General features: G+C 65.1%; 18 protein-coding genes and 2 pseudogenes. 13 read left to right on the plus strand and 7 right to left on the minus strand.

Annotated elements, in window-relative coordinates; genetic code table 11:
• Positions 1–26: 26 nt before the first annotated feature.
• From AB8Z38_RS20525 to AB8Z38_RS20540, 4 genes are all read left to right on the plus strand, one after another.
• A complete protein-coding gene (locus tag AB8Z38_RS20525; RefSeq protein WP_369719666.1) occupies positions 27–1,823 on the plus strand; it encodes a stimulus-sensing domain-containing protein in 1,797 nt (598 codons plus the stop codon).
• Entirely contained in the window at positions 1,820–2,344 is a 525-nt protein-coding gene (locus AB8Z38_RS20530) for an HPr kinase/phosphorylase (protein ID WP_369719667.1), read from the plus strand. Before AB8Z38_RS20525 ends, AB8Z38_RS20530 begins: the two co-directional genes overlap by 4 nt.
• Before the next feature lie 134 nt (positions 2,345–2,478).
• Positions 2,479–2,880 carry a PTS sugar transporter subunit IIA gene (locus AB8Z38_RS20535; RefSeq protein ID WP_024339151.1) on the plus strand — a complete coding sequence of 134 codons (402 nt, stop codon included), beginning with the start codon at positions 2,479–2,481 and terminating at the stop codon, positions 2,878–2,880.
• On the plus strand, positions 2,877–3,194 hold the full coding sequence (locus AB8Z38_RS20540; protein ID WP_369719668.1) for an HPr family phosphocarrier protein: 318 nt from the start codon (positions 2,877–2,879) through the stop codon (positions 3,192–3,194). The genes AB8Z38_RS20535 and AB8Z38_RS20540 overlap by 4 nt, the downstream gene beginning before the upstream one ends.
• 3 nt (positions 3,195–3,197) lie before the next feature.
• Here AB8Z38_RS20540 and AB8Z38_RS20545 read toward each other — a convergent pair whose 3' ends face one another.
• Positions 3,198–4,823, minus strand: coding sequence for a glycosyltransferase family 39 protein (locus AB8Z38_RS20545; protein ID WP_369719669.1), 1,626 nt, complete (start codon positions 4,821–4,823; stop codon positions 3,198–3,200).
• 114 nt (positions 4,824–4,937) lie between these two features.
• Here AB8Z38_RS20545 and lepA point away from each other — a divergent pair, with 114 nt between their 5' ends.
• Together lepA and AB8Z38_RS20555 are read left to right on the plus strand one after the other, a co-directional pair.
• The gene (lepA, locus tag AB8Z38_RS20550; RefSeq protein ID WP_369719670.1) at positions 4,938–6,749 is read left to right on the plus strand and encodes a translation elongation factor 4; all 1,812 of its coding nucleotides are present in this window, start codon (positions 4,938–4,940) and stop codon (positions 6,747–6,749) included.
• A 200-nt stretch (positions 6,750–6,949) separates the two neighbouring features.
• Entirely contained in the window at positions 6,950–7,243 is a 294-nt protein-coding gene (locus tag AB8Z38_RS20555; protein ID WP_369719671.1) for a hypothetical protein, read from the plus strand.
• Between the two features lie 327 nt (positions 7,244–7,570).
• Here AB8Z38_RS20555 and AB8Z38_RS20560 read toward each other — a convergent pair whose 3' ends face one another.
• The 4 genes from AB8Z38_RS20560 to AB8Z38_RS20575 all read right to left on the minus strand — a co-directional run bounded on the left by AB8Z38_RS20560 (position 7,571) and on the right by AB8Z38_RS20575 (position 11,484).
• Positions 7,571–8,611: a serine hydrolase domain-containing protein gene (locus AB8Z38_RS20560; RefSeq protein WP_369719672.1), complete on the minus strand. Its 1,041-nt coding sequence runs from the start codon at positions 8,609–8,611 to the stop codon at positions 7,571–7,573.
• 174 nt (positions 8,612–8,785) lie between these two features.
• Positions 8,786–9,532 carry a hypothetical protein gene (locus tag AB8Z38_RS20565; RefSeq protein WP_369719673.1) on the minus strand — a complete coding sequence of 249 codons (747 nt, stop codon included), beginning with the start codon at positions 9,530–9,532 and terminating at the stop codon, positions 8,786–8,788.
• A 318-nt stretch (positions 9,533–9,850) separates the two neighbouring features.
• Positions 9,851–10,519, minus strand: a complete 669-nt coding sequence (locus AB8Z38_RS20570; protein WP_369719674.1) for an NAD(P)-dependent oxidoreductase — start codon at positions 10,517–10,519, stop codon at positions 9,851–9,853.
• A 95-nt stretch (positions 10,520–10,614) separates the two neighbouring features.
• Complete coding sequence (locus AB8Z38_RS20575; protein WP_369719675.1) at positions 10,615–11,484, minus strand: NmrA/HSCARG family protein; 870 nt, start codon at positions 11,482–11,484, stop codon at positions 10,615–10,617.
• A gap of 105 nt (positions 11,485–11,589) precedes the next feature.
• Here AB8Z38_RS20575 and AB8Z38_RS20580 point away from each other — a divergent pair, with 105 nt between their 5' ends.
• Positions 11,590–12,480 (plus strand): LysR family transcriptional regulator, encoded by an 891-nt coding sequence (locus tag AB8Z38_RS20580; protein ID WP_369719676.1) that lies wholly within the window; start codon positions 11,590–11,592, stop codon positions 12,478–12,480.
• A gap of 43 nt (positions 12,481–12,523) precedes the next feature.
• Here the strand turns inward: AB8Z38_RS20580 and AB8Z38_RS20585 are convergent, their stop codons facing one another.
• A complete protein-coding gene (locus tag AB8Z38_RS20585) occupies positions 12,524–14,164 on the minus strand; it encodes an amidase family protein (RefSeq protein WP_369719677.1) in 1,641 nt (546 codons plus the stop codon).
• Positions 14,165–14,284: 120 nt separating this feature from the next.
• On the opposite strand from AB8Z38_RS20585, the gene AB8Z38_RS20590 reads away from it, so the two are divergent.
• Together AB8Z38_RS20590 and AB8Z38_RS20595 are read left to right on the plus strand one after the other, a co-directional pair.
• Positions 14,285–14,749 carry an N-acetyltransferase family protein gene (locus AB8Z38_RS20590; RefSeq protein WP_369719678.1) on the plus strand — a complete coding sequence of 155 codons (465 nt, stop codon included), beginning with the start codon at positions 14,285–14,287 and terminating at the stop codon, positions 14,747–14,749.
• Between the two features lie 217 nt (positions 14,750–14,966).
• Entirely contained in the window at positions 14,967–16,127 is a 1,161-nt protein-coding gene (locus AB8Z38_RS20595; RefSeq protein ID WP_369719679.1) for an acyl-CoA dehydrogenase family protein, read from the plus strand.
• 208 nt (positions 16,128–16,335) lie between these two features.
• Here AB8Z38_RS20595 and AB8Z38_RS20600 read toward each other — a convergent pair.
• Positions 16,336–18,470, minus strand: a pseudogene (locus AB8Z38_RS20600) (putative bifunctional diguanylate cyclase/phosphodiesterase).
• Between the two features lie 464 nt (positions 18,471–18,934).
• On the opposite strand from AB8Z38_RS20600, the gene mepA reads away from it, so the two are divergent.
• From mepA to modB, 4 genes and pseudogenes are all read left to right on the plus strand, one after another.
• Entirely contained in the window at positions 18,935–19,879 is a 945-nt protein-coding gene (gene mepA / locus AB8Z38_RS20605; protein ID WP_369719680.1) for a penicillin-insensitive murein endopeptidase, read from the plus strand.
• 350 nt (positions 19,880–20,229) lie between these two features.
• Positions 20,230–20,733 (plus strand): hypothetical protein, encoded by a 504-nt coding sequence (locus tag AB8Z38_RS20610; protein ID WP_369719681.1) that lies wholly within the window; start codon positions 20,230–20,232, stop codon positions 20,731–20,733.
• A gap of 184 nt (positions 20,734–20,917) precedes the next feature.
• A pseudogene (gene modA, locus AB8Z38_RS20615) lies at positions 20,918–21,702 on the plus strand (molybdate ABC transporter substrate-binding protein).
• Positions 21,703–21,715: 13 nt separating this feature from the next.
• On the plus strand, positions 21,716–22,411 hold the full coding sequence (gene modB / locus AB8Z38_RS20620) for a molybdate ABC transporter permease subunit (RefSeq protein WP_369719682.1): 696 nt from the start codon (positions 21,716–21,718) through the stop codon (positions 22,409–22,411).
• The last annotated feature ends 2 nt before the right edge of the window (positions 22,412–22,413 follow it).

Consider the following 22,413-nt stretch of genomic DNA (forward strand, 5'->3'; position numbering starts at 1 on the left):
GAGCTGTCCCAACGCGGGCATGAGCATTGCTTGACCGAACGCAGCCTGATCCAAACCTGAACGCCGAGGATGTCGCATCCGAGGGCGGCCCGGAGCGCTTGGCCGAGGACAAGCCGGTCGCGCAGGGCTGGCGGCCGCTCAACTGGCTGAAGCGCGCCGGGCAGTTCTTCTTCGCGCTGTCCTTCTCCAGCCTGACCCGCCGCATCGTCTCGCTGAACCTCGCCGGTCTCGTCGCGCTGGTCGCGAGCATCCTGTATTTGTCGCAATTCCGCGCCGGCCTGATCGATGCCCGCGCGCAGAGCCTGCTGGTACAGGCCGAAATCATCGCCGGTGCGATCGGGGCGTCGGCGACGGTCCAGACCAACGCGATTACCGTCGACCCGGAGCGGCTGCTCGACCTGAAACTGGGTGAGAGCTATGGCGGACCGGACGATTCGCTGGAGTTTCCGATCAATCCCGAACGCGTGGCGCCCGTATTGCGCACGCTGATCCTGCCGACGAAGACGCGCGCTCGGATTTTCGATCCCAACGGTTCGGTGCTGCTCGACAGCCGCGACCTCGACAACGTGCGGACCATGCCACTGCCGCCGCCGTCGGAAAAACCCGGGCTGGTCGAACGCGCGACGATCGCGGTCCGCCTCTGGATCAACCGCGGCGACCTGCCGCTGTATCGTGAGCTCGGGCGCGAGAACGGCAATGGCTATGTGGAAGTCGCCGACGCGCTCCAGGGCCAGAAGCGTTCGATGGTGCGGGTCAATGCACGCGGCGAGGTGATCGTCTCGGTCGCGGTCCCCGTGCTGCGCTCGCGCGCCATCCACGGCGCGCTGATGCTCTCGACACAGGGCGACGACATCGACCAGATGGTCACCGCCGAGCGCCTTGCCATTCTGAAGGTCGGTGGCGTAGCAGCCGCGGTCATGATCATGCTGTCGCTGCTGCTGGCGAGCACGATCGCCGGCCCGGTGCGCCGGCTCGCCGACAGCGCCGAGCGGGTCCGCCGCCGCATCAAGAGCCGCGTCGAGATCCCCGACTTCACCCGCCGCCGCGACGAGATCGGCCATCTCTCCGGCGCGTTGCGCGATATGACCAATGCGCTCTACAAGCGGATCGAGGCGATCGAGATGTTCGCCGCCGACGTCGCCCATGAACTGAAGAACCCGTTGACCTCGCTGCGCTCCGCGGTGGAGACGCTGCCGCTGGCGCGCAACGAGAACAGCCGCGCCCGCCTGCTCGAGGTGATCGAGCATGACGTGAAGCGGCTGGACCGGCTGATCTCCGACATTTCCGACGCGAGCCGTCTCGATGCCGAGCTCCAGCGGCAGGACGCTATTCCCGTCAACCTCAGGCGGCTCCTGGGCACGCTGGTTTCGGTCGCCAACGAGACCAAGCTCGGCCACGACGTCGCGGTCGAAGCGCGCTTCGAGGGCCGCAGCCCGACCGATACATTCGCGGTGACCGGCCACGATTCGCGGCTCGGGCAGGTGGTCTCCAACCTGCTCGCCAACGCCCAATCGTTCTCCGAACCCGGCAGCAAGGTGCGCCTCATTTGCCGCCGCGTCCGCGGCGAGATCGAGATCGTGGTCGACGACGACGGCCCCGGCATTCGCGACGACGCGCTGGAGCGCATCTTCGAGCGCTTCTACACCGACCGTCCGCATCAGGGCTTCGGCCAGAACTCCGGCCTCGGGCTCTCGATCTCCAAGCAGATCGTCGACGCCCATGGCGGGCGCATCTGGGCGGAGAACCGCGCAGGCGCCACGGACGCCGACGGCGCGCCGACGGTCGCCGGCGCGCGCTTCGTGGTGAGGCTGCCGGCGCTATGAGCGACGGCGACGCGAGCGTTCACGCCTCCGCAGTCAAGGTCGGATCTCTGGCGGTGCTGATCCGCGGCCCTTCGGGCGCCGGCAAGTCGCGGCTTGCCTTCGATTTAATCATGGCCGGGCGTGCCGGCGTGGTCGAAAGGGCCGTCCTGGTCGGCGATGACCGTGTCCATCTGGCGACACTCGGCCATGAAATTGAGGTCCGGCCCGCCGCGGTACTGGCCGGCCTGATCGAGATCCGGGGCTTGGGGATTCGCCGCTGCGACTTCGTGGAGCACGCGACCGTAGGCCTCGTGGTCGATCTCGACGCAGCGGACGCGGAGCGGCTGCCGCCGGCTCAATCCCTGAAAATAAGCATTTTAGGTGTTGAAATACCGCGAATCCCGGTCGGGCCGGGCTATTCGCCCCTCCCGCTGGTTGTCGCGGCCTTGACCACTACCAAGAGTTCATCTTCCGTTAACCCTTCGGACGATTGTTTGAAGGGAAATGGTAACCATATGAACCCCACTATCGCGACCGAGTAGACCGGCGCAGCTCCCCTCATCCATCCGTCTAGATTCAGGGAGATACGCAACATCCCCTCTTGCGCGGGGGCTCTGGATGGTCAAAGTGGCGCGTTCGTGCGGTGCACCAAAAGCGCCCGCGAGGAGTTTTTCCGATGATAGGTCTAGTACTTGTGACCCACGGGCGCCTTGCCGACGAATTCAAGGCAGCGCTTGAGCATGTCATGGGCCCACAAAAGCAAATCGAAGCGATCACGATCGGCGCCGAAGATGATTCCGATCTCTGCCGAAGCGACATCATCGAAGCGGTTAACCGCGTCGATTCCGGCGACGGCGTTGCGATCCTCACCGACATGTTCGGCGGCACTCCATCCAACCTGGCAATATCCTGCATGAGCCGGCCGAAGGTCGAAGTGCTCGCGGGCATCAACCTTCCCATGCTGGTGAAGCTTGCCAAGGTGCGCGAGGAGCGTTCGCTGCCCGACGCGATCGCGATGGCCCAGGAAGCGGGTCGCAAATACGTCACCATCGCCAGCCGCGTGCTCGCCGGCAAATGAGCGACGACGCGCCGCAAGCCGCGACGGGCGTGCCCGCGGGCGCGATTTCCAAAGAGCTCCTGATCATCAACAAGCGCGGCTTGCACGCTCGCGCCTCGGCGAAATTCGTCCAGGCGGTCGAGCGCTTCAACGCGCAGGTGTGGGTGACGCGCGGCGCCGAAACCGTCGGCGGCACCTCGATCATGGGCCTGATGATGCTCGCCGCCGGGCCGGGCACGACGATCACGGTCGCCGCGGCCGGTGCTGATGCCGAAGCTGCGCTCGCGGCGATTACGGAGCTGGTCGAGAGCAAGTTCAACGAAGAAGGGACCTGAAGGTCACTTCTCCGGCGGCGCGATGTAGATGTTCCACGTCATCGACGGACCGGCCTTGCCGTGGGTGAAGCGGCGCGTCGTCATCACGATGCGCTCGGCATTCGGCGCGGTCTCGGACACCCATTTCTCGAACGCCGGCAGGCGGCCGTCGGTCGGATCGAACACGCCGATGAAGCCGTACTTCTTGACGTCTTCGAGTGACGTCAGGCCGGAGCTCCAGGCCTCGTTCGGCGTGAACGCAGCCGGATGATCGGGGCTGTAGAATACCATCGGCTGGATTGATTCCATGGTGCCGGCGACGACGGCCCAGCGCGAGGCAAAGCGCGCGTGCCAGGCCTGCGTCAGTTCACGCGCAAGCTCCGAGCGCGCGCCGTAGGTCGCGGTATTGTCGGCATTGACCGCCATCTCGCGCGCGGCGATCCAGGGCGAGGCAATCAGCGTCGCGACGCTGAGCACGAGCCAGATCGCGGTGATGTTGAAGATCGCCGCACCCTGCACCCGCAAGGCGGGGATCGCGACCAGCGCCAGCGGCACCAGAAAGAACAGCGAGATGCCCCAATCGGTCTTCATGTAGATGCTGAAGACCAGCGCGCCGAGCGGCGGCCCGACTGCGACGATGACCTGGATGATCCAGATGTTGCGGGCCTGCGAGAAGTTGACGCTCGCATTGGCGCCGCGCGCCCAGGCCCGCGTGACGATGCGCAACGGTGCGCGCGCGAGCAATGTGAGCCACGGCGGCACCAGCGCCATTGCGAGCCCGGCGAGCGCCACCGGCAACGCCAGCAGCGCGGCATTGTGCAGGACATAGCCGAACACCAGCTGACGCACGAGACTGGTGTCCTCGATGCTGTAGGTGTCGCCGGCATAGGTCAGCGGCACGAAATGCGCATTCGCGAGCCAGATGAAGTGCGGAATCATCGCCACCGCCATCGTCGCGATCGCAACCCACGGCGCCGGCGACGACAGGAATCTCAGCCGCTCGGGATGGATCAGCGCGGCAAGGCCAATGGCGCCGATCATCGTCAGCACCCAGTATTTGGTCATCAGCGCCAGCGCGCCGGCAAGCCCAAGCCAAATGCCGGACTGCCAGCTCCGCTTCTCGAACGCGTTGAGATAAGCGAGCACGAGCAGCGGCAGGGTGACGAGCTGCAGCAGGTCCGGATTGTACTTGAAACCCTTGAAATTGAAGATCGGGTAGAGCGCGACCATCACCACGACCAGGAACGCGCGTCTGGCATCGACGACGCGCAGTGCCACGAGCCAGCAGATCACCATGCCGACGCTGACGGTCGCCATCGCAAGCGCATAGGTCGCCCAATCCGCCGCCGGGAACGCCATGAACCAGAGGCCGGCGATCCAGCCCGACAGCGGCGGGTGCTTGCCATAGCCGAGCAGGAACTTCTGGCCCCAGCCATAGGCCTCTGCGACGTCCATGTGAACGTCCTGCGCGGACTTGAGATTGATCAGGATGAAGGTCCAGATCACCGCATGCAGGACGGCGAACTGGATCACCAGCCAAAGCCGGGCCTCGGGGCGGATCGCGCAGGCAACCAGCCAGGCCCGGAAGCGGGCAAGGCTCACCCGGGTCTTCGCGCGCGCCCGGGCGGATGGGATTGAAGTCGTTGACATCAGGCGTTGCGTAGCGCGTTTTGGCCCGGCGTGGAATCAGCTTGGCGTGAAGAAAGCCCCTGAAATTACAGCAATATGGTTGCCGCACGGGGATGTGAGTGGTATCCCGCGCCCATGACGACCGTCCCCATTTCCAACATCCGCAATTTCTCCATCGTCGCCCATATCGACCATGGCAAGTCGACGCTGGCCGACCGCCTGATCCAGATGACCGGCGGCCTCACCGATCGCGAAATGGCGGGCAAGGAGCAGGTGCTCGATTCCATGGACATCGAGCGCGAACGCGGCATCACCATCAAGGCGCAGACGGTCCGCCTCGCCTACCACGCCAAGGACGGCAAGGATTACATCTTCAACCTGATGGACACGCCCGGCCATGTCGACTTCGCCTACGAAGTCTCGCGGTCGCTGGCGGCCTGCGAGGGTTCCCTGCTGGTGGTCGATGCCAGCCAGGGCGTCGAAGCGCAGACGCTCGCCAACGTGTACGCGGCGCTCGACAACAACCACGAAATCGTTCCGGTTCTGAACAAGGTCGACCTGCCGGCCGCCGAGCCCGACAAGGTCAAGCAGCAGATCGAGGACGTCATCGGCATCGACGCCTCCGATGCCGTGATGATCTCGGCCAAGACCGGCTTCGGCGTGCCCGATGTGCTGGAGGCCATCGTCACCCGCCTGCCGCCACCGAACGGCGACCGCGACGCGACGTTGAAGGCGCTGCTGGTCGACAGCTGGTACGACGTCTATCTCGGCGTCGTCGTGCTGATCCGCGTCGTCGACGGCGTCATGAAGAAGGGCAGCCGCGTCCGCATGATGGGCACGGGTGCCGCTTACGACGTCGAGCGCGTCGGCTTCTTCACGCCGAAGATGACGCAGGTCGACGAGCTCGGCCCCGGCGAGATCGGCTTCATCACCGCCGCGATCAAGGAAGTGGCCGACACCCGTGTCGGCGACACCATCACCGACGACAGGAAGCCGGTGACGGAGATGCTGCCGGGCTTCAAGCCGGCGATCCCGGTGGTGTTCTGCGGCCTGTTTCCGGTCGACGCCGACGATTTCGAGACGCTGCGCGCCGCGATGGGCAAGCTGCGGCTGAACGACGCCAGCTTCTCGTTCGAGATGGAAACCTCGGCGGCGCTCGGCTTCGGCTTCCGCTGCGGCTTCCTCGGGCTGCTGCACCTCGAGATCATCCAGGAGCGGCTGTCGCGCGAGTTCGATCTCAACCTGATCGCGACCGCGCCGAGCGTGATCTACAAGATGAAGCTCACCGACGGCAGCGAGCTCGAGATCCACAATCCCGTCGACATGCCCGACGTGGTCAAGATCGCCGAGATCCAGGAGCCCTGGATCGAAGCGACGATCCTGACGCCGGACGAATATCTCGGCAGCGTGCTGAAGCTGTGCCAGGACCGCCGCGGCGCGCAGAAGGAGCTGACCTACGTCGGCTCCCGCGCGATGGTGAAATACGATCTGCCGCTCAACGAAGTGGTGTTCGATTTCTACGACCGCCTGAAGTCGGTCTCCAAGGGCTACGCCTCGTTCGACTATCATCTCACCGACTACAAGCCGGCCGATCTCGTGAAGATGCAGATCCTGGTCAACAACGAACCGGTCGATGCGCTCTCGATGCTGGTGCACCGGACCCGCGCCGAGGGGCGCGGCCGCGCCATGGTCGAGCGGATGAAGGAGCTGATCCCGCCGCATATGTTCCAGATCCCGATCCAGGCGGCGATCGGCGGCAAGGTGATCGCCCGCGAGACCGTGCGCGCGCTGCGCAAGGACGTCACCGCCAAGTGCTACGGCGGCGACATCACGCGCAAACGAAAACTTCTGGAGAAGCAGAAGGAAGGCAAGAAGAAGATGCGGCAGTTCGGCAAGGTCGACATCCCGCAGGAAGCCTTCATTGCCGCGCTGAAGGTGGATAGCTGAGGCGAGGTCGCGGGGGTCTGCGGGCCTCCTCTGACTGCGCGAACCTCGCCTCAAACAAAAACCTGCAAAACAACCCCATGCACAGTAGCCGGCGCCTTGTCGGCACTACACCTTTTTCGCTTTTTACGAATCTTGTTTGACTCGTCGGGCAAAACAGGGCCATGATGCCATCATTGCAGCGTGTGTAATCGGCAGCGATAATGTCCCATCAGACCAACCGCCCCATGTTTGTGCTCATAGCCCGAATACCCAAAGAGGGTGTCGCGGACTTTCGAGCCTACGAGGATGCCGTCCTGCCGCTCTTGCCCGAGTTCAATGGACGGCTGGAGCGACGGCTTCGAAATTCGGATGACACCGTCGAGGTGCACATCGTCAGCTTCGCATCCGATGTGGATTTTCAAAACTACCGGAATGATCCTCGGCGGATGGCGCAAGCCGAGCTGTTGGGAAAATCATCCGCGAAGTTGGAATTGCTTCCAATGGCGGACGTCTAACGGGCCTCACAGTCGACGGACGCAATATCTGGAAGCTTGATGGTTTCGCTTCCGCTCTACCCATCCTACGGTGCTCTTCCCGCTCATGCCTGTCACCCCGTCATCCTGAGGTGTGAGGCTTGCGATGCGAGGCATCGCAAGCTGAGCCTCGAAGGATGAACGGCCGAGATGCAGCCGGGCCGTCGCCCTTCGATGCTCGCCGAAGAGGCGAGCACCTCCAGCGACAATGGCTGCGCCATTGCGCGGGGGTGACGGAGAGGAGGTTGCGCTTGTCGGAGCTGCGGGAGAAGCTGCCAACCTCAATAGCGCGTCCTCGTCCGTGCAACATCAATCCTTGAAAGTTGCGGGTATGATGTATCGATCCAACAACTCCAGCTCGGGCCCAACCATGTTCTTGGATCGCCGGGACGGGTTGATGACGACCACCATATCGAGCGCGGGGATGACGATGATCTTTTGAGAATTGAAGCCTCTGGCGGCGATCCATCGAATTTCGCGCTCCCCGTCCAGCGAGCGGCCAAGCCACCACTGATAGCCATAAGCGAGCGGCTCTTCGGTCTTGATGTGCTCGGCCGTCGACTGATCCACCCAGGACCCTGAAACAATCTGGCGGCCTTCCCAAACGCCACGGTTGAGAACGAGCTGGCCGATTTTCGCCCAGTCGCGGGGGCGCAGGCTCAACCCGTAAGCCGAGGTCGCAACACCGCTGAGCGGGTCTTGATCCCAGCCAACATCCTTGATTCCGAGTGGCTCGAAGATGTTCTCCCGAGCCAGCACATCGACCGCGTTCCCGGTGACCTTGTTGAGAATAGCTCCGATAAGCTCTGTTTCCCCATTGTCGTACGCGAAGGCGACACCGGGAGCTGTGCTGGAGCCCAATCCCGCCGACATCATCAGGAGATGGCGCAGCGTTATGGGATCCTTGCCGGGCATACGAAGATCGGCATTGTCCGGAAAATACGCAGCAACCGGAGCATCCATATCCTTGATCAAGCCCCGATCCATGGCGATGCCGACGAGCAGCGAGACGACGCTCTTTGTCATGGAATAACCATCGTGCCGCGTCGTCGCGTCAAAATTCAGCTGATGAGGATAATTGTAATAGCGTTCGTAGACGAGCACGCCGTGCCTGATAACGACGACGTCGTCGACATTGGCGAGCTTGCCGCCGGTTATGCCGTCGTCCATCGTGCAAAGCAGTCTCGCGTTCATCCCCTGCTTTTCAGGCGACGTCATCGCCCATCCGTCGTGGATGTCGGAAGGAATGCCGCAGGCGGATGCGGGTTCGGCTGCGAACGCGGTTTGAGCTCCGGTGGGGTGAAGAGCGAAGGCCCACAACGCCGCGATGAAGCCGATCCATGCCCGCATGACAAAGTCCCCGCAACATTCCCCAGGACGCCATATCTGGAGCTTCTGGTTTATGCGTGTTTATTTTGCGGCACTGCGAGCGTCGAAAGACCTGGCCGCTACCTTGGCGGTCGGCTCCCCGCGCAGGGGGACATTGCGACGATGCTGAGCGCATCTGGCCCGCAGGACGCCTGATCAATTCACTGCCTGAAGCGCGGCCGTGAAAGCGCCGAGATCGACGCGGGCAATTTCGTCCGGCGCCCAGTTGGGAAGGTCGGCGAGCTCGGCGATCAGGCGGGCCCGACCCTCCGGCAGCAGGTGGCTCGCCCAGACCTCGCGCGTGTCGCGCAGCGCAGCCGCGACCAGACGGGCGTTGGCCGGCTTGCTGGCACCCTGGATCGCCGCGCACACCGTGGACAGGATGAAGAGGGCGCTGTTCCTGCGCATGCCTGCAAATCCCTCCTCGCGGATCCGGGTGCGATGCTCCGGTGGAAGCTCGTTCCAGAACATCTGGCCCGCAATTGCCTCGCGCGCCATGCCGCGGATCATGAAGCTGATTGCGGTCGCGTACTGGTCGCCATACTCGGTCATGTTGCGCTGGAGCGCGACGAAATCAGGCTGCGGCCCCGGCTTCGCACCGTAAAGGATGAAAAGCTTGTGGGTCTGGTTGGCCGCGTCCAACCAGTCCGGCAGCCAGTTCATATCGCTCCCCTCGATGGGCGGCAGCGCGGCGAAGGCGTCAAGATCGTAGATGTGGCCGAGCATGGCGGCGACATCAGGCCGGGTCAGGTCGGGCCGCCCGCCCTTTCTCGCGACCCCGTCGACATAGATCTTGAAGGCCTTGGCGGCATCGCGCGCGGCGACCAGCTCGTGGATGCCGTCCTGCGCGAAGGCAGGCGCGGCGAACGCGAGCAGGATCAGGACAATTCTGACGATCGGCATGATCTTTGGTCGCACGCCGCGCCGCCGAGGTTCAGGCCTGCAGCGCCGGCAGGCGGCTTGCGCATGCGGGAGGCCTGCTCGTAGCCGTAGGCCAGCGGTAGGAAGGCGGAAGCGTGCCCACCATCTTGATTCGGTATGAGGAGATATGGTGGGCACGGCGCAAGAGCGCCTTAGCCCACCCTACGAGAGCCGTTGTTGGTCGTCGCGGCCTTCGCCGGCACGACCGCCGCGAGCTAGTTCGCGCAAGGGCCTCAACAGACTCGTCGCCGGCAGACATCGTAGGACGGGTTGAGCTCTTGCGAGACCTGCCCAAGCCTATCACCACGTGATCAACGGCGAGCGATGCAGCCAGTTGTTGCCCTGGATCTGGTCCAGCACGAATGTCGCAACGTCCTGGCGCGCTATGCTGCCGCCGTGGAAGTCAGAGAGATCCGTGATCGCGCGGATCGCGCCGCGGCCGGGCTTGTCGTTCAGGACGGACGGACGAACCAGGACCCAGTCGAGCCCGCTGTCTCTGACGACGGCTTCCTGCCGGTCCTTGTCGGCGTACACGTTCTTCAACAGAAGCGGAAAGATCAGCCTGTCGAAGAGAAAACCGCCGCGCCCGGCGCTGTCGCCGGCGCCCATCCCGGTGATGCAGACCAGCCGGGAGACCTGCTCGGCCTTCATCGCGGTCACGAGCGCGCGCGTTGCGGTCGAGAGCAATTTCACCTCGCGAAAGGGGCTTGCCGGCGTGCCGAGTGCACTGACGACCGTGTCCTGACCCCTCAGCGCGTTTCGCAAGGCGTTTTCGTCGCTGATGTCTCCGACGATCAGCCTGGCGCCTTTCAAATCGCCGGCCTTCTCCGGTGAACGCACCAGCGCGGTGACCTCGTGCCGGCGCGCCAGCGCCTCGCTGACGATCAGGCGACCGGTCCCGCCGGTTGCTCCAAGAACCAGTATCTTCGATCGCGTGGTGCTGGCGCTTTCGTCGGTCGGGTTGTTCATGGATGCCTCCTTCAATGCCGGGAGGCCTCAAGGAGGCGCTCCCGCAGTTTTGGTTTTCGATTGATCATGGTCGTGTTCGGTCGGTGCCGGAGCCGTCAGGCGGCGGCCGCGATCTCGGCGACGAAGTTGCGATAAGAGCGCAGCGGACGGCCCAGCAGCGCGGTCAGACGCTCGACGTCGCCGGCCTCGGGGATCATTCCCTCGCTAAGGAAGCGCTCGCTCATCAGGCGCATGTCGAAGGCCATCCAGCTCGGCATGAACTGCCTGAGGTTCTTCTCGAACCCGGCGGTGTCGTCGCCGCCATAGGCGATCGGACGACCCAGCACCTCGGACCAGATCGCCGCGGCCTTCGCGCCGGTCAGCGTATCGGGACCGACCAGGTTGATTCGGTCGGGCGGAAGCGGCGTGGCGGAGCTCTCGCGGCGAATGAGCTCGATGGCCGCGATCTCGCCGATGTCGCGGGCGTCGATCATCGCGAGCCCCTTGCTGCCGATCGGCATCGGGTAGACGCCGTAGCCGGTCACGACGTCCTTGACCGTGAGGTCGTTGTTCAGGAAGTAGGCCGGGCGCAGGATGGTGGCCTTGAAGTCCATCTGCTCGATCATCCGCTCGACGCCGAACTTGCCGGCGAAGTGCGGCACGTTGACGTAGCGATCGCTGTGGATCACCGAGAGATAGACGATCCGCTCAATCCCCGCTTCTCGCGCCAGGTTGAGGGCAATCAGCGCCTGGGTGAATTCGTCGGGCACAACGGCGTTGAGCAGGAACAGGGTTGAAACGCCGGAGAGCGCGCTGCGCAGCGAATCGACGTCGAGCATGTCGCCCTTCGCAACATTGACGCCGGCCGGGAAGCCGGCCTTTGCGGGGTCGCGGACGAGCGCACGGACATCGGCGTCACGCTTGACGAGTTGTTCGACGACTTGGCGGCCGACCGTGCCGGTGGCGCCGGTAACGAGGATGGTCATGGGATCACTCCGGGTTGGGGTTGGAAGAACACACCCGCAAACTAGCGATCCACATTCGAGCCGATAGACGCTATATTTGGACGCATCGTCTCACTGGTGGAACAGATGGACCTGCTTGCCTTGGCTGATTTCAACCTTGTCGCCCGTTACGGAGGGTTCGGACGGGCTGCCCGGGCCACTGGGCGCCCGAAAGCCACGCTGTCCCGGCGCGTGGCGGAGCTGGAAAGCAGCCTTGAGCTGCGCCTGTTCGAGCGTGGAGCACGCATCCTGAAGCTCACGGAGGAAGGGCGCGCGCTGTATGAGCGGACGGGGACGTTGCTCACCGAACTGGAGCAGACCGCGGCCGTAATTGCTTCAGGCGGGGACAGACCGCGCGGCAGGCTGCGGGTCAGTGCACCAGTGTTCTTCTCGCAGACCGCGATGGGCAAGCTCGCCGCCGGGTTCGCGCTCAGATATCCGGAGGTTCGGCTCGAGGTCACGACCGAAGACCGGGCCGTCGACATGGTCGAGGAAGGCTACGATTTGGTGATCCGGGTCAATCCAGATCCGGATGAAAGCCTGGTCGGACGAATCTTCCTGCGCGATCGGCTGGTGGTGGTCGCGAGTCCCGGACTCGCGCGACCGGCGGACGACATCGCCGTCCCGGCGGTGGTGCGCGGAGCCGGCGGCCAGACGACATGGAAAGTGACCATGCCAACCGGAACATCGCACATCGCGGTTGATCCGGTCCTTCGCCTGTCATCGCTCCTGATGGTCCGCGACGCCGTCCGAGCCGGCCTGGGTGCTGCACGGCTTCCCGTATCACTCGTCAGTCACCATCTCGCCGCCGGCACACTGGTGCATTGGGGCGATGTCGACGCACCGGAGATCGCGTTATGGACCCTCTATCCGTCGCGGCGGCTGCTGAGCGCGCGCGTATCCGCCTTTCTCGACTATCTCAAGCAGGCCTTTCCGATGGGGACGCCTGATGAGCTGGCCGCCTATGTCGGTGGATGAGAGTCACTGGCTCTCCAATTCGGTCACGTGATGCAGGTCTATCTCATCTCGCGATCAATCCGGGCGGCGGCTTGCGCATGCGGGAGGCCTGCTCGTAGGCGTAGGCCAGACGCAGCAGCTTGTGTTCGCTCCAGGCGCGGCCTGAGAAAGTGACGCCGAGCGGATAGTCGGGCGTGTCTTTGCCGTCGTTTGTCCCCGAGACGAACCCGCCGGGCACCATCACGCTGGGATAGCCCGCCTTGGCGGCGATTGCGGCGCCATAGGCGCCGGGGAACAGCACCGCATCGAGCTCGTGCTGGTTCAAATAGGCATCCATGCCGTGCGTCCGGGCGGAGAGCAGATCCATGGCACGCGCCGATTTGTACTCGCGCTCGCTGAGATTGCCGCGGGTGAGATTGGCCGCGAGAAACAGGTCCTGGCCGAAACGCAGCGCCTTGTCGGCATTTGCCTCGTTGAAGGCGACGATGTCGGCGATGGTCTTGATCTCCGTGTTGGTCGCCCAATCCTTCAAATAGAGATTGAGATCGTGCTTCAGCTCGTAAAGGAAGACGATCCATTGCATGGTCGGGCTGCCCTTGTTGCGGCTCAGCGGATTGCGGTTGAGCACGGCCATGGTCGTGCCCGGTCCGGCGATCCAGCCGGCAGTCGGCATGCTGGCGCGGACGATGATCGCGCCGAGATCCTCCATCACCTTGATCGCCTCGGCGATCACCTCGATCCATTTGGGTGGCAGCTTGCCGTAGTAGGGATCGTTCAGCGGATCGGCAGGATCGCTCGGCACGCCGATGCGCGCGCCCTTCATCGCATCGGATGCGAGGCCGGCGGTGTAATCGGCGGGCCGCCGCTGGCGCAGCGTCACCGGGTCGAGCGGATCCTTGGCGGCCAGCACGTTCAATAGCAGCGCCGCGTCACGCACGGTGCGCGTCATTGGCCCCGCGGTGTCCTGGCTGTGCGCGATCGGCACGATCCCGGCACGGCTGATCAGCCCGACGGTCGGTTTGACGGTGACGAGGCCGTTCAGGCCGGCGGGGTGCAGCAGCGAGCCTGAGGTCTCGGTGCCGATCGAGGCCGCGCACAGACCGGCCGCCACAGCAACCGCCGAACCCGAGCTCGAGCCCCCTGGCGTCACCACCGGGATATCGCGATCGTCCATCAGCGCCGGCGCGTAAGGGTTCTTCACTTGGCCGCCCAGCGATGAATAACCTGCGGGCATGTCAATCGCCAGCATGTTGGCGAACTCCATCAGGTTCGCCTTGCCCAGGATCACCGCGCCGGCGCCCCGCAGCAGCTTGACCACGGTGGCGTCGCGCTTGGCGCGCGCGCCCTCCAGCGCCAGCGAGCCTGCCGTGGTCGGCTGCTTGTCGGCGGTCGCGATGTTGTCCTTCACGAGGATCGGGACGCCGGCCAATGGCCGCTTGAGCGACGGCCTGGTGTGGTCGAGCTTGCCCGCGATCGTAACCGCGTCGGGATTGAGCGCGCGGACGGCATTGAGCATCGGACCGCCGCGGTCGTAAGCTTCGATGCGCGCGAGATAGAATGTGGTCAGCGCGCTCGCGGTAACGCGCCCGTCGGCCAGAGCATCGACGAGATCGCTCATCGGCGCGTGCTCGAACGCCAGCACGGTCGGCGTCTCGGCGCTGGGAGCCGCGGCGAGGCGAGCATCGCGGCGGGTCGGCTTCTTCATGATATGCCTCTTGGGCGGCCCCAAATATGCTACAAACGGTAGCATCAGGTTGGGTTGCGCGACAAGCTGATTGCCTGTGGCGGGCCTTGACATCCAGTTCTTTGCGAGTGGGAGCGAGCCTTGGAATGCACGATCCGGCCCGCGCTTGACGATGACGCCGCTGACATCAGCGTGGTCATCCTGCGTGCCCTGCGTGAAACCAATGCGAAGGACTATACCAATGAGATCATCGAAACGGTCGAGCGCAGCTTCAGCCCGACGGAGGTGCGCGAGCTGATCCGGAAACGCACGGTCTTTGTCGCCAGCATCGGCAGCCGCGTCGTTGGAACAGCCGGCCTTGACGGAAGCGTCGTTCGCACGGTCTTCGTCGCCCCCGATGTTCAAGGCCGAGGTGTCGGCAAGCTGCTGATGGCGGAGATCGAGCGCACGGCGCGCGAGCGAAACATCGCTTCGCTGACCGTGCCTTCCTTGGTCACCGCCGAAACCTTCTACGCCCGGCTTGGCTTCCATGCGGTGCGCGACAGCTATCATGGTGACGAGCGCACGATCATCATGGAGCGACCGCTTCACGATTCCATCGACTGATCCGTAGCCCAGATGGAGCGGAGCGCAATCCGGGTTGGTCGCCGTGGGAGACAGCGGCCCCCGGATTTCGCTTCGCTGCATCCGGGCTACAAGATCGCGAAGTTTCAGGTCGTGGCCGGCAAGCCAGGCTTGGGGCTACGATCTTGATCGCGCCCGCCAGATAGATCACCATCGCGCATCTACCGCTCACACCAAGAATGGGCGAGGAAACGCTGACATGAACCCAACTCCCGGATTTGGGCTGGTCGAACGGGCCCGCGCCATCGCGCCGCTGATTGCGGGCGAGGCTGACGAGATCGAGCGGACGCGGCGGCTGACGCCCGTGGTGGTGGGCGCGCTGATCGAGAACGGGCTCTATCGCGCGCTGCTGCCGCAGAGCCTCGGCGGATCGGAAGCGCCGCCCGAGATTTTCATGCAGATGCTCGAGGAGATCGCAAAGGCGGACGCCTCCACCGCCTGGTGTCTCGGCCAAAACAGCGTCTGCGCGATGATCGCGGCCGCCCTCGACCACGAAACCGCGCACGAGATCTTCAACACCGCGCCCGGCATTCTCGCCTGGGGTGCCGTTGCGCATGAGGCGCGCGCGGTCGAGGGCGGCTATCGCGTCACGGCGCGCTGGGATTTTGCCTCGGGCTCGCGCCAGGCGAGCTGGCTCGGCGCGCATGTGCGCATCCTCAGTGCCGACGGCACGCCACGGAAAAACGCCGACGGCTCGCCGGAGATACGCACCATCCTGTTTCCCTCTGCGAGAGCTGTGCTGCACGACGTCTGGCAGGCAATCGGCCTCGCGGGCACCGGCACCGATTCCTACGAGGTGCGCGACCTCTTCATTCCCGATCGCTTCGCTGTGTTCCGCGACGTGCCAGAGGCTTTGCGCGAGCCGGGGCCGCTGTACAGGCTCCCGACCGGCTCGACCTTCAGTCTCGGCTTCGCCGCAGTGTCGCTCGGCGTCGCGCGCGCGACACTGGATGCCGCGATCGCGCTGGCGCGCGCAAAGCACCAGTCGCTCGCAGCAAACGCGATGCGCGACAACCAGGCGGTCCAGGGCTTGATCGGCCGCACCGAAGGGGACCTGCGCGCCGCGCGCGCCTATCTCTATGCCACGGCCAATGCGATGTGGCGCGACCTCGCCGCGACCGGCGCATTCAGTGCGGCACATCGCAGCGCGGTTCGCCTTGCGGCGACCTGGACCATCCAGCAATCAGCCAAGGTGGTCGACACCGCCTATCGTATGGCCGGCGCGACCGCCGTGTTTCGCAGCAGCCCGTTCGAGCGGCGCTTTCGCGACATGCACGCCATCACCCAGCAGATCCAGGCGCGCGACACGCATTTTGAGGATGTGGGGAAGGGGATATTGTCGGCAGTTGAAGCGGGATAACAGCCATAAGGGCGCTGCGCTCCCTCCCCCGCTTGCGGGGGAGGGCTGGGGAGAGGGTGTCTCCGCGGTGGGACTCCCAGCGTGGAGAGAGCCCTCACCCGCGCCTGCGGCGCGACCTCTCCCGCAGGCGGGAGAGGTTAACTGAGAGTCCAGTGCGTCCCTTACATTTGGAGATGCATTGAAGCAATGACCCAAAGGAACACAGCGCTCACGCCACCAGCGCCGCTTTCTCGCCGCCGTCGATGCCGCGCTGGGCGGCGAGCAGGCTGATGATCTCGGCATTGGGGCGGGCCTTGCTGAACAGGAAGCCCTGGCCTTCATCGCAGCCTTCGGCGCGCAGACAGCTCAGCTCGGCTTCGGTCTCGACGCCTTCGGCGGTGATGATGACCTCGAGACCTTGCCGAGGCTGACGATGGAGCGGATGATCGCCTGCGATTCGCGATTGCTGCCGAGGTCGCGCACGAAGGACTGGTCGATCTTGATCTTGTCGAACGGAAAGCTTCTGAGATAGCTCAGGCTGGAATAGCCGGTGCCGAAATCGTCCATCGAGATGCGGACGCCGAGCGCGCGCAGCGCATGCAGCGTCGCCAGCACCTGCGCGCTCTTCTCGAGCAGCAGCGTCTCGGTGATCTCGAGCTCAAGCCGGCGCGGCGGCAGGCCGGAATGCTTCAGCGCGTCCGTCACCACCGAGAGCAGATTGCCGCTGCGGAACTGGAGCGGCGAGAGGTTGACGGCGACGCGGACGTCGTCCGGCCAGGTCACGGCATCGAGACAGGCGCGGCGCAGCATCAGCCCGCCGAGCGGATTGATCAGCCCCGTGTCCTCGGCGACCGGAATGAATTCGGCCGGCGAGATCATGCCGCGCTCCGGATGCGGCCAGCGCACCAGCGCCTCGAAGCCGGTGATGCGCCCGCTCGAAAGATCGATCAGCGGCTGATAATGCGGCCGCAGCACGTCGCCCTGGATCGCGTCGCGCAGCTCGACCTCGATCTTGCGGCGGCTCTGGGCTTTGGCATCGAGCGCGGCCTCGAAGAAAGCAAAGCCGCCGCGCGCATCCAGCTTGGCGCGCGATAGCGCCATGTCGGCGCTCTTGAGCAGCTTTTCGGAATCATCGCCGTCGCCGGGCGCCATGGCGATGCCGATCGAGGCGCCGATCACCACGGAATGACCGTCGAGCAGATAGGGATCCGCGATGGCCGCCAGCAGGCGTTTGGCCAGCAGCACGGCGTCCTCGGGACGCGCCAGCCCGCTCTGCACCAGCACGAACTCGTCGGAGTTGAGCCGCGCCAGCGCGTCGTCCTCGCGCAGGCTCGAGCGCAGCCGCTTGGCGACGCCGCGCAGCAGCTTGTCGCCCACCGCATGTCCGAGCGTATCGTTGACCGCCTTGAAATTGTCGAGCCCCAGCATCAGCACCGCGACCTTATCGGCGCTGCGGCGCGTATGTTGGAGCATATCGTCCATGATCTGGCGCAGCAGATTGCGGTTCGGCAGGCCGGTCAGCGCGTCGTGCTGGGCCATGAAGGCGAGCCGCGCCTCGGCGCGTTTGCGTTCGGTGATGTCCATCAGCGCGAGCAGCATCGCCGGCCGCCCGGCATAGGTCAGCTCGCGGGAATAGATCGCGAGATCGATCAGCGCGCCGTCGGCCTTGACGTGCTTCCAGGTGCGCCCGGCCTGCTCCTCGCCGGCGGGACCGACGGTCCAGGGCGGCGCGCTGTCGAACGCCTGCAGGGAGCGGATCGTCAGCTTCTCGAACTCGGTACGGCTATGGCCGTAATGCGCGACCGCGGCATCGTTGACGCCGACGATACGCTCGTCATCCAGAGCGCAGATGATCATGGGGACGGGATTGCCGTCGAACAGCAGGCGGAACGAGGCCTCGCGCTGCTTCAATTCGGTGATGTCGACGCGCAGTCCGACGACGCCGCCGTCGTCGGTGCGGCGTTCCTCGATCAGGATGACGCGGCCATCCGACAGCTTCTGCTCGTGGCGCTTGCCCGGCTCGTGCAGCCTTTTCAGCCGCTCGGCGATCCACTCGTCCTCGTGGCCGGCGGCTTCCGGATAGTCGCCGCGGGCAACGCCGACGCGCAGCGTGTCTTCCAGCCGCGCGCCTTCCGCGAACAGATCGGCGGTCTTGCTGTAGATCTCCGCATATTGCTTGTTCCAGAGGACGTAGCGGCCCTCGGGATCGAGGATCACGATGCCCTGCGGCAGCATGTCGACGGCCTGACGCAGGTGGTCATGGGCTTTGCGTGCTTCGATGATCGCCGCGTCACGTTCGAGCGGCGGACGCGGCGCGCGCCCGAATCGCGGCTTGCACGGCCGTTGGCCGGTCCGAGCGAGCACGCCCCGCTTTCGCTTTTGGTGTCCGAGGCCCCAAACTCAACTTCATACGTCCCAGTCGCGCCCAGCGGCCGCAACTGTTGCGGGAAGTCTCTGAAAAAACAGTAATCTTGGGCGGGCTCGGCGCCACACGCCAGCGTCGTGCGGATCGCGCGAGACCGACTTTGTGCCTGTTTGCGAGGCGGCGCGGTGTCGGCGGGCGCCCCAAACCTGGTGCCGCGGCGCGATCGGAGAAGGCGCTGGCGCAAAATTGCGCGCTCGCCTGAATCCTTTCCGAAATCATGCGCGATTGCATACCGGCGGCGAGTTCTCCTCACCCCGCGCACCAATTTTGGTCAATGCAGCACAGGGTTATCGCGCCGTTAAAAATCGGCTGGCCCGATCGGACAATTGCGGCTTTGGACGATATCTCAGCCGACGGCCGGATTCTTAATCCTGACGCAGCGTTGGGCTATAAGGATGGCAGCATGAGTCTCCGCCGAATCGCCCCTCTCCTGCTTGTCATGACGCTCCTGGCCGCCGGCGTCGCGCTGGCCCAGGACAAGGGCAGCGTGAACCCAAAGCCGCTGCCGCCACTGGCCAATCCGAACGATCCCAAGATCGGGGCCAAAGAGCTGTTCGCGCGAAAGCTGCTGCCCTCGGCGGGGCCGGCGCGCGTGATCGGCTCCTATGTCAAAGGCTGCATCGGCGGCGCCGTCGAGATGCCGCTCAACGGCGACGATTGGCAGGTGATGCGGCTGTCGCGCAATCGCTATTACGGTCACCCCGACATGATCGCGCTGCTCAAGCGGCTCGCGGCCAAGGCGCACAAGGACGCGGGCTGGCCCGGCATCCTGGTCGGCGACATCGGCCAGCCGCGCGGCGGCCCGGCGCTGTCCGGCCACGCCAGCCATCAGATCGGCCTCGACGCCGACATCTGGCTGTCGCCGATGCCGGACCATCGCCTCTCGCGCGAGGAGCGCGAGGAGACCTCGGCGGTGATGATGGTGCGCGACGACCGGCTCGACGTCGTCCCCAAGGTGTTCACGCCGGGTCATGTGCTGGTGCTGCGCGACGCCGCGCAGGAGCCGGCGGTGCAGCGCATCTTCGTCAATGCCGCGATCAAGAAGGCGCTGTGCCGCGAGGCCAAGGGCGACCGCTCCTGGCTGTCGAAGATCCGGCCGTGGTGGGGCCACGATTATCACTTCCACATCCGCATGCGCTGTCCCGCGGGCGCAACCGAATGTCAGAGCCAGCCGTCGCAATCCGAAGACGAAGGCTGCAAGCCGTCCGACCTCGCCTACTGGTTCAGCGACGGCGTGCTGCATCCGAAGCCGCCGCCGGAGCCGCCCAAGCCGAAGCCGCCGATGACGCTGGCGCAGATGCCTGCCGCCTGCAAGGCGGTGCTGCACGCGCCGGATGCGAAGCGGTAATTGATGCGCGCGGGGACGCCGCTTGCCAATACTCCGCCGTCGTCCCGGACAAGCGCGCCTAAGCGCGCGCAGATCCGGGACCCGTACTCCCAGGGAGAAGGCGTAGCGCGGGCTGACAATTCCGAGTCTTCGCCAAATTACTTCCTGTGGCTATGGATCCCGGATCTGCGCGCGCTTTAAGGCGCGCTTGTCCGGGATGACGGCTGGATGATTGGTTCGCCTGGCTGAAATGCGCTAGGATCAGCTTGCCGCCGTGCCGTAAGCCCGCGGCATCCCGGGACGCGCATCCCGCTCTCCAACAAAATTGACAGCAAGCCCGCAGCTTCGCGTGGCCAACGATGAGATTTGACATGCGCGTCCTCACCTTCCTCGCTGCGCTTTCGATCAGTGCGACCTCCGCCCTCGCCGCCGAGGAACCGAGCGGCTGCGACAAGTTCAAATGGCCGATCGAGCGCGAGCGCGCTGCGCTCACCGCCCCGGATCGTGTCAAGCTCGCGTCGGGCAGCGAGCAGGCGGCCCTGCCGTCGTCGGCGATCACGCTCAGACTGGTGACGCCCGCGGATGCCAAATTGCCCAGCCCACCCGAGCGCGCGCCGAAGGACGGCAGCTTTGCCGGGTTCACGAGCATCAAGACCGCGAAGGCCGGGCTCTATACGGTCAGCCTGTCCAGCGGGGCCTGGGTGGACGTGATCCAGGACGGGCACGCCCTCAAGCCGGTCGCCTTCAGCGGCGCGACCGATTGCGACGGCATCCGCAAGACCATGAAATACCAGCTGTCGGCGCAGCCTTTCGTGCTGCAAATCAGCGGCGTCAGGGACAATTCGCTGGCGATCGCGATCCTGCCGGCGCAATAGGCTGAACGGCCGCCTTTGACGTGACGCGTCAGCCTGCTATCTTCGCAGCTGCGATATCCCGGCCGGCCGTAAGCCGTCGCAAGGACCCGTGGAACAGCGCTTCCGCCCGTCGCAAGCCAGACCCCCACACAACGCCAGTTGCGCGCGCGATCGCGCGCGCGCGGGCTCGGACGGAGCGCATCTGATGTTTCGTATTGCCGGACTTGTCACCGCTTTCGTGATCCTCGCGGGCGTGGGCCCCTCGCCTGCCGCCGCAGAGGACAAGACCATCATTGTGTTCGCCGCCGCCTCGATGAAGAACGTGCTCGACGAGGTCGACGCGGCCTACACCGCCCGGACCGGCGTCAAGTTCAGCGTCAGCTATGCCGCGAGCTCGGTGCTGGCCAGACAGATCGAGCAGGGCGCGCCGGCCGACGTGTTCGTCTCCGCCGACACCGACTGGATGGACTACGCGATCGCCAAGAAGACCATCAACGAGCCGACCCGCGTCAATCTGCTCGGCAACAGCATCGTGCTGATCGCGCCGAAGGATCGAAAATCGACAACGTCACAATTGCGCAAGGCTTCGACCTGGCAAAGCTCGCCGGCGACGGCAGGATCGCGACCGGCGACGTGAAGTCAGTGCCCGTTGGCAAATATGCCAAGGCTGCGCTCGAGAAACTCGGGGCGTGGCAGGCGGCCGAGCCGAAGTTCGCCATGGCCGAGAGCGTGCGCGCCGCGCTGACGCTGGTGGCCCGTGGCGAAGCCGCACTCGGCATCGTCTATTCCACCGACGCCAAGGTCGAGCCCGGCGTCAAGATCGTCGGCACCTTCCCCGCGGATTCGCATCCGGCGATCATCTATCCGGTGGCCGCGACCACGACGGCGAAGGCCGAGACCAACGATTATCTGACGTTTCTGCGCTCGGCCGCCGCCAAGGCGATTCTGGAAAAATACGGCTTCAAATTCCTGATCAGCCCCACGACGTGATGTTCGCCACTTGATGTCCGAGATTTCGCCTGCGGAATGGACGGCGATCCTGCTCTCGCTCAGGGTCGCCATCATCGCGACGCTGGTGGCGACGCCGTTCGGCATTGCGCTGGCGTGGCTGCTCGCCCGCAAGGAGTTTTGGGGCAAGGCGGTGCTCGACGCATTGGTGCATCTGCCGCTGGTGCTGCCGCCGGTCGTGACCGGCTACCTGCTGCTTCTCACCCTGGGCCGCCGCGGCCTGGTCGGCGCTTTCCTGGCCGACCATCTCGGCATCGTTTTCGCGTTCCGCTGGACCGGCGCGGCGCTCGCCTGCGGCGTGATGTCGTTTCCGCTTTTGGTGCGCCCGATACGACTGTCGATCGAGGCGATCGACCGCCGGCTCGAGCAGGCCGCGGAAACACTGGGAGCTGCGCCTTTCAAAGTGTTTGTCACGGTGACGCTGCCGCTGGCGCTGCCCGGCGTGCTCGCCGGCATGGTGCTCGGCTTTGCCAAAGCCATCGGCGAGTTCGGCGCCACCATCACGTTCGTCTCCAACATTCCCGGCGAGACCCAGACGATCTCCTCGGCGATCTATTCGCTGATCCAGACGCCCGACGGTGATGCGGCCGCGGGCCGGCTCGTCATGATCTCGATCGTTCTCGCGCTGGGCGCGCTGATCGCCGCCGAATGGTTCGCCCGCCGCGCCACCGCGCGGCTGCACGGGAACTGACG

Origin of the sequence: Bradyrhizobium sp. LLZ17 (assembly GCF_041200145.1) — a bacterium.
Taxonomy (GTDB): Bacteria; Pseudomonadota; Alphaproteobacteria; order Rhizobiales; family Xanthobacteraceae; genus Bradyrhizobium.

Excerpts from the sequence above, each read along its gene's own strand:
- AB8Z38_RS20530 (WP_369719667.1), top strand. The coding sequence starts at position 1,820 with ATGAGCGACGGCGACGCGAGCGTTCACGCCTCCGCAGTCAAGGTCGGA.
- AB8Z38_RS20535 (WP_024339151.1), top strand. The coding sequence starts at position 2,479 with ATGATAGGTCTAGTACTTGTGACCCACGGGCGCCTTGCCGACGAATTC.
- AB8Z38_RS20540 (WP_369719668.1), top strand. The coding sequence starts at position 2,877 with ATGAGCGACGACGCGCCGCAAGCCGCGACGGGCGTGCCCGCGGGCGCG.
- AB8Z38_RS20545 (WP_369719669.1), bottom strand. The coding sequence starts at position 4,823 with ATGTCAACGACTTCAATCCCATCCGCCCGGGCGCGCGCGAAGACCCGG.
- lepA (WP_369719670.1), top strand. The coding sequence starts at position 4,938 with ATGACGACCGTCCCCATTTCCAACATCCGCAATTTCTCCATCGTCGCC.
- AB8Z38_RS20555 (WP_369719671.1), top strand. The coding sequence starts at position 6,950 with ATGTCCCATCAGACCAACCGCCCCATGTTTGTGCTCATAGCCCGAATA.
- AB8Z38_RS20560 (WP_369719672.1), bottom strand. The coding sequence starts at position 8,611 with ATGCGGGCATGGATCGGCTTCATCGCGGCGTTGTGGGCCTTCGCTCTT.
- AB8Z38_RS20565 (WP_369719673.1), bottom strand. The coding sequence starts at position 9,532 with ATGCCGATCGTCAGAATTGTCCTGATCCTGCTCGCGTTCGCCGCGCCT.
- AB8Z38_RS20570 (WP_369719674.1), bottom strand. The coding sequence starts at position 10,519 with ATGAACAACCCGACCGACGAAAGCGCCAGCACCACGCGATCGAAGATA.
- AB8Z38_RS20575 (WP_369719675.1), bottom strand. The coding sequence starts at position 11,484 with ATGACCATCCTCGTTACCGGCGCCACCGGCACGGTCGGCCGCCAAGTC.
- AB8Z38_RS20580 (WP_369719676.1), top strand. The coding sequence starts at position 11,590 with ATGGACCTGCTTGCCTTGGCTGATTTCAACCTTGTCGCCCGTTACGGA.
- AB8Z38_RS20585 (WP_369719677.1), bottom strand. The coding sequence starts at position 14,164 with ATGAAGAAGCCGACCCGCCGCGATGCTCGCCTCGCCGCGGCTCCCAGC.
- AB8Z38_RS20595 (WP_369719679.1), top strand. The coding sequence starts at position 14,967 with ATGAACCCAACTCCCGGATTTGGGCTGGTCGAACGGGCCCGCGCCATC.
- mepA (WP_369719680.1), top strand. The coding sequence starts at position 18,935 with ATGAGTCTCCGCCGAATCGCCCCTCTCCTGCTTGTCATGACGCTCCTG.
- AB8Z38_RS20610 (WP_369719681.1), top strand. The coding sequence starts at position 20,230 with ATGCGCGTCCTCACCTTCCTCGCTGCGCTTTCGATCAGTGCGACCTCC.
- modB (WP_369719682.1), top strand. The coding sequence starts at position 21,716 with ATGTCCGAGATTTCGCCTGCGGAATGGACGGCGATCCTGCTCTCGCTC.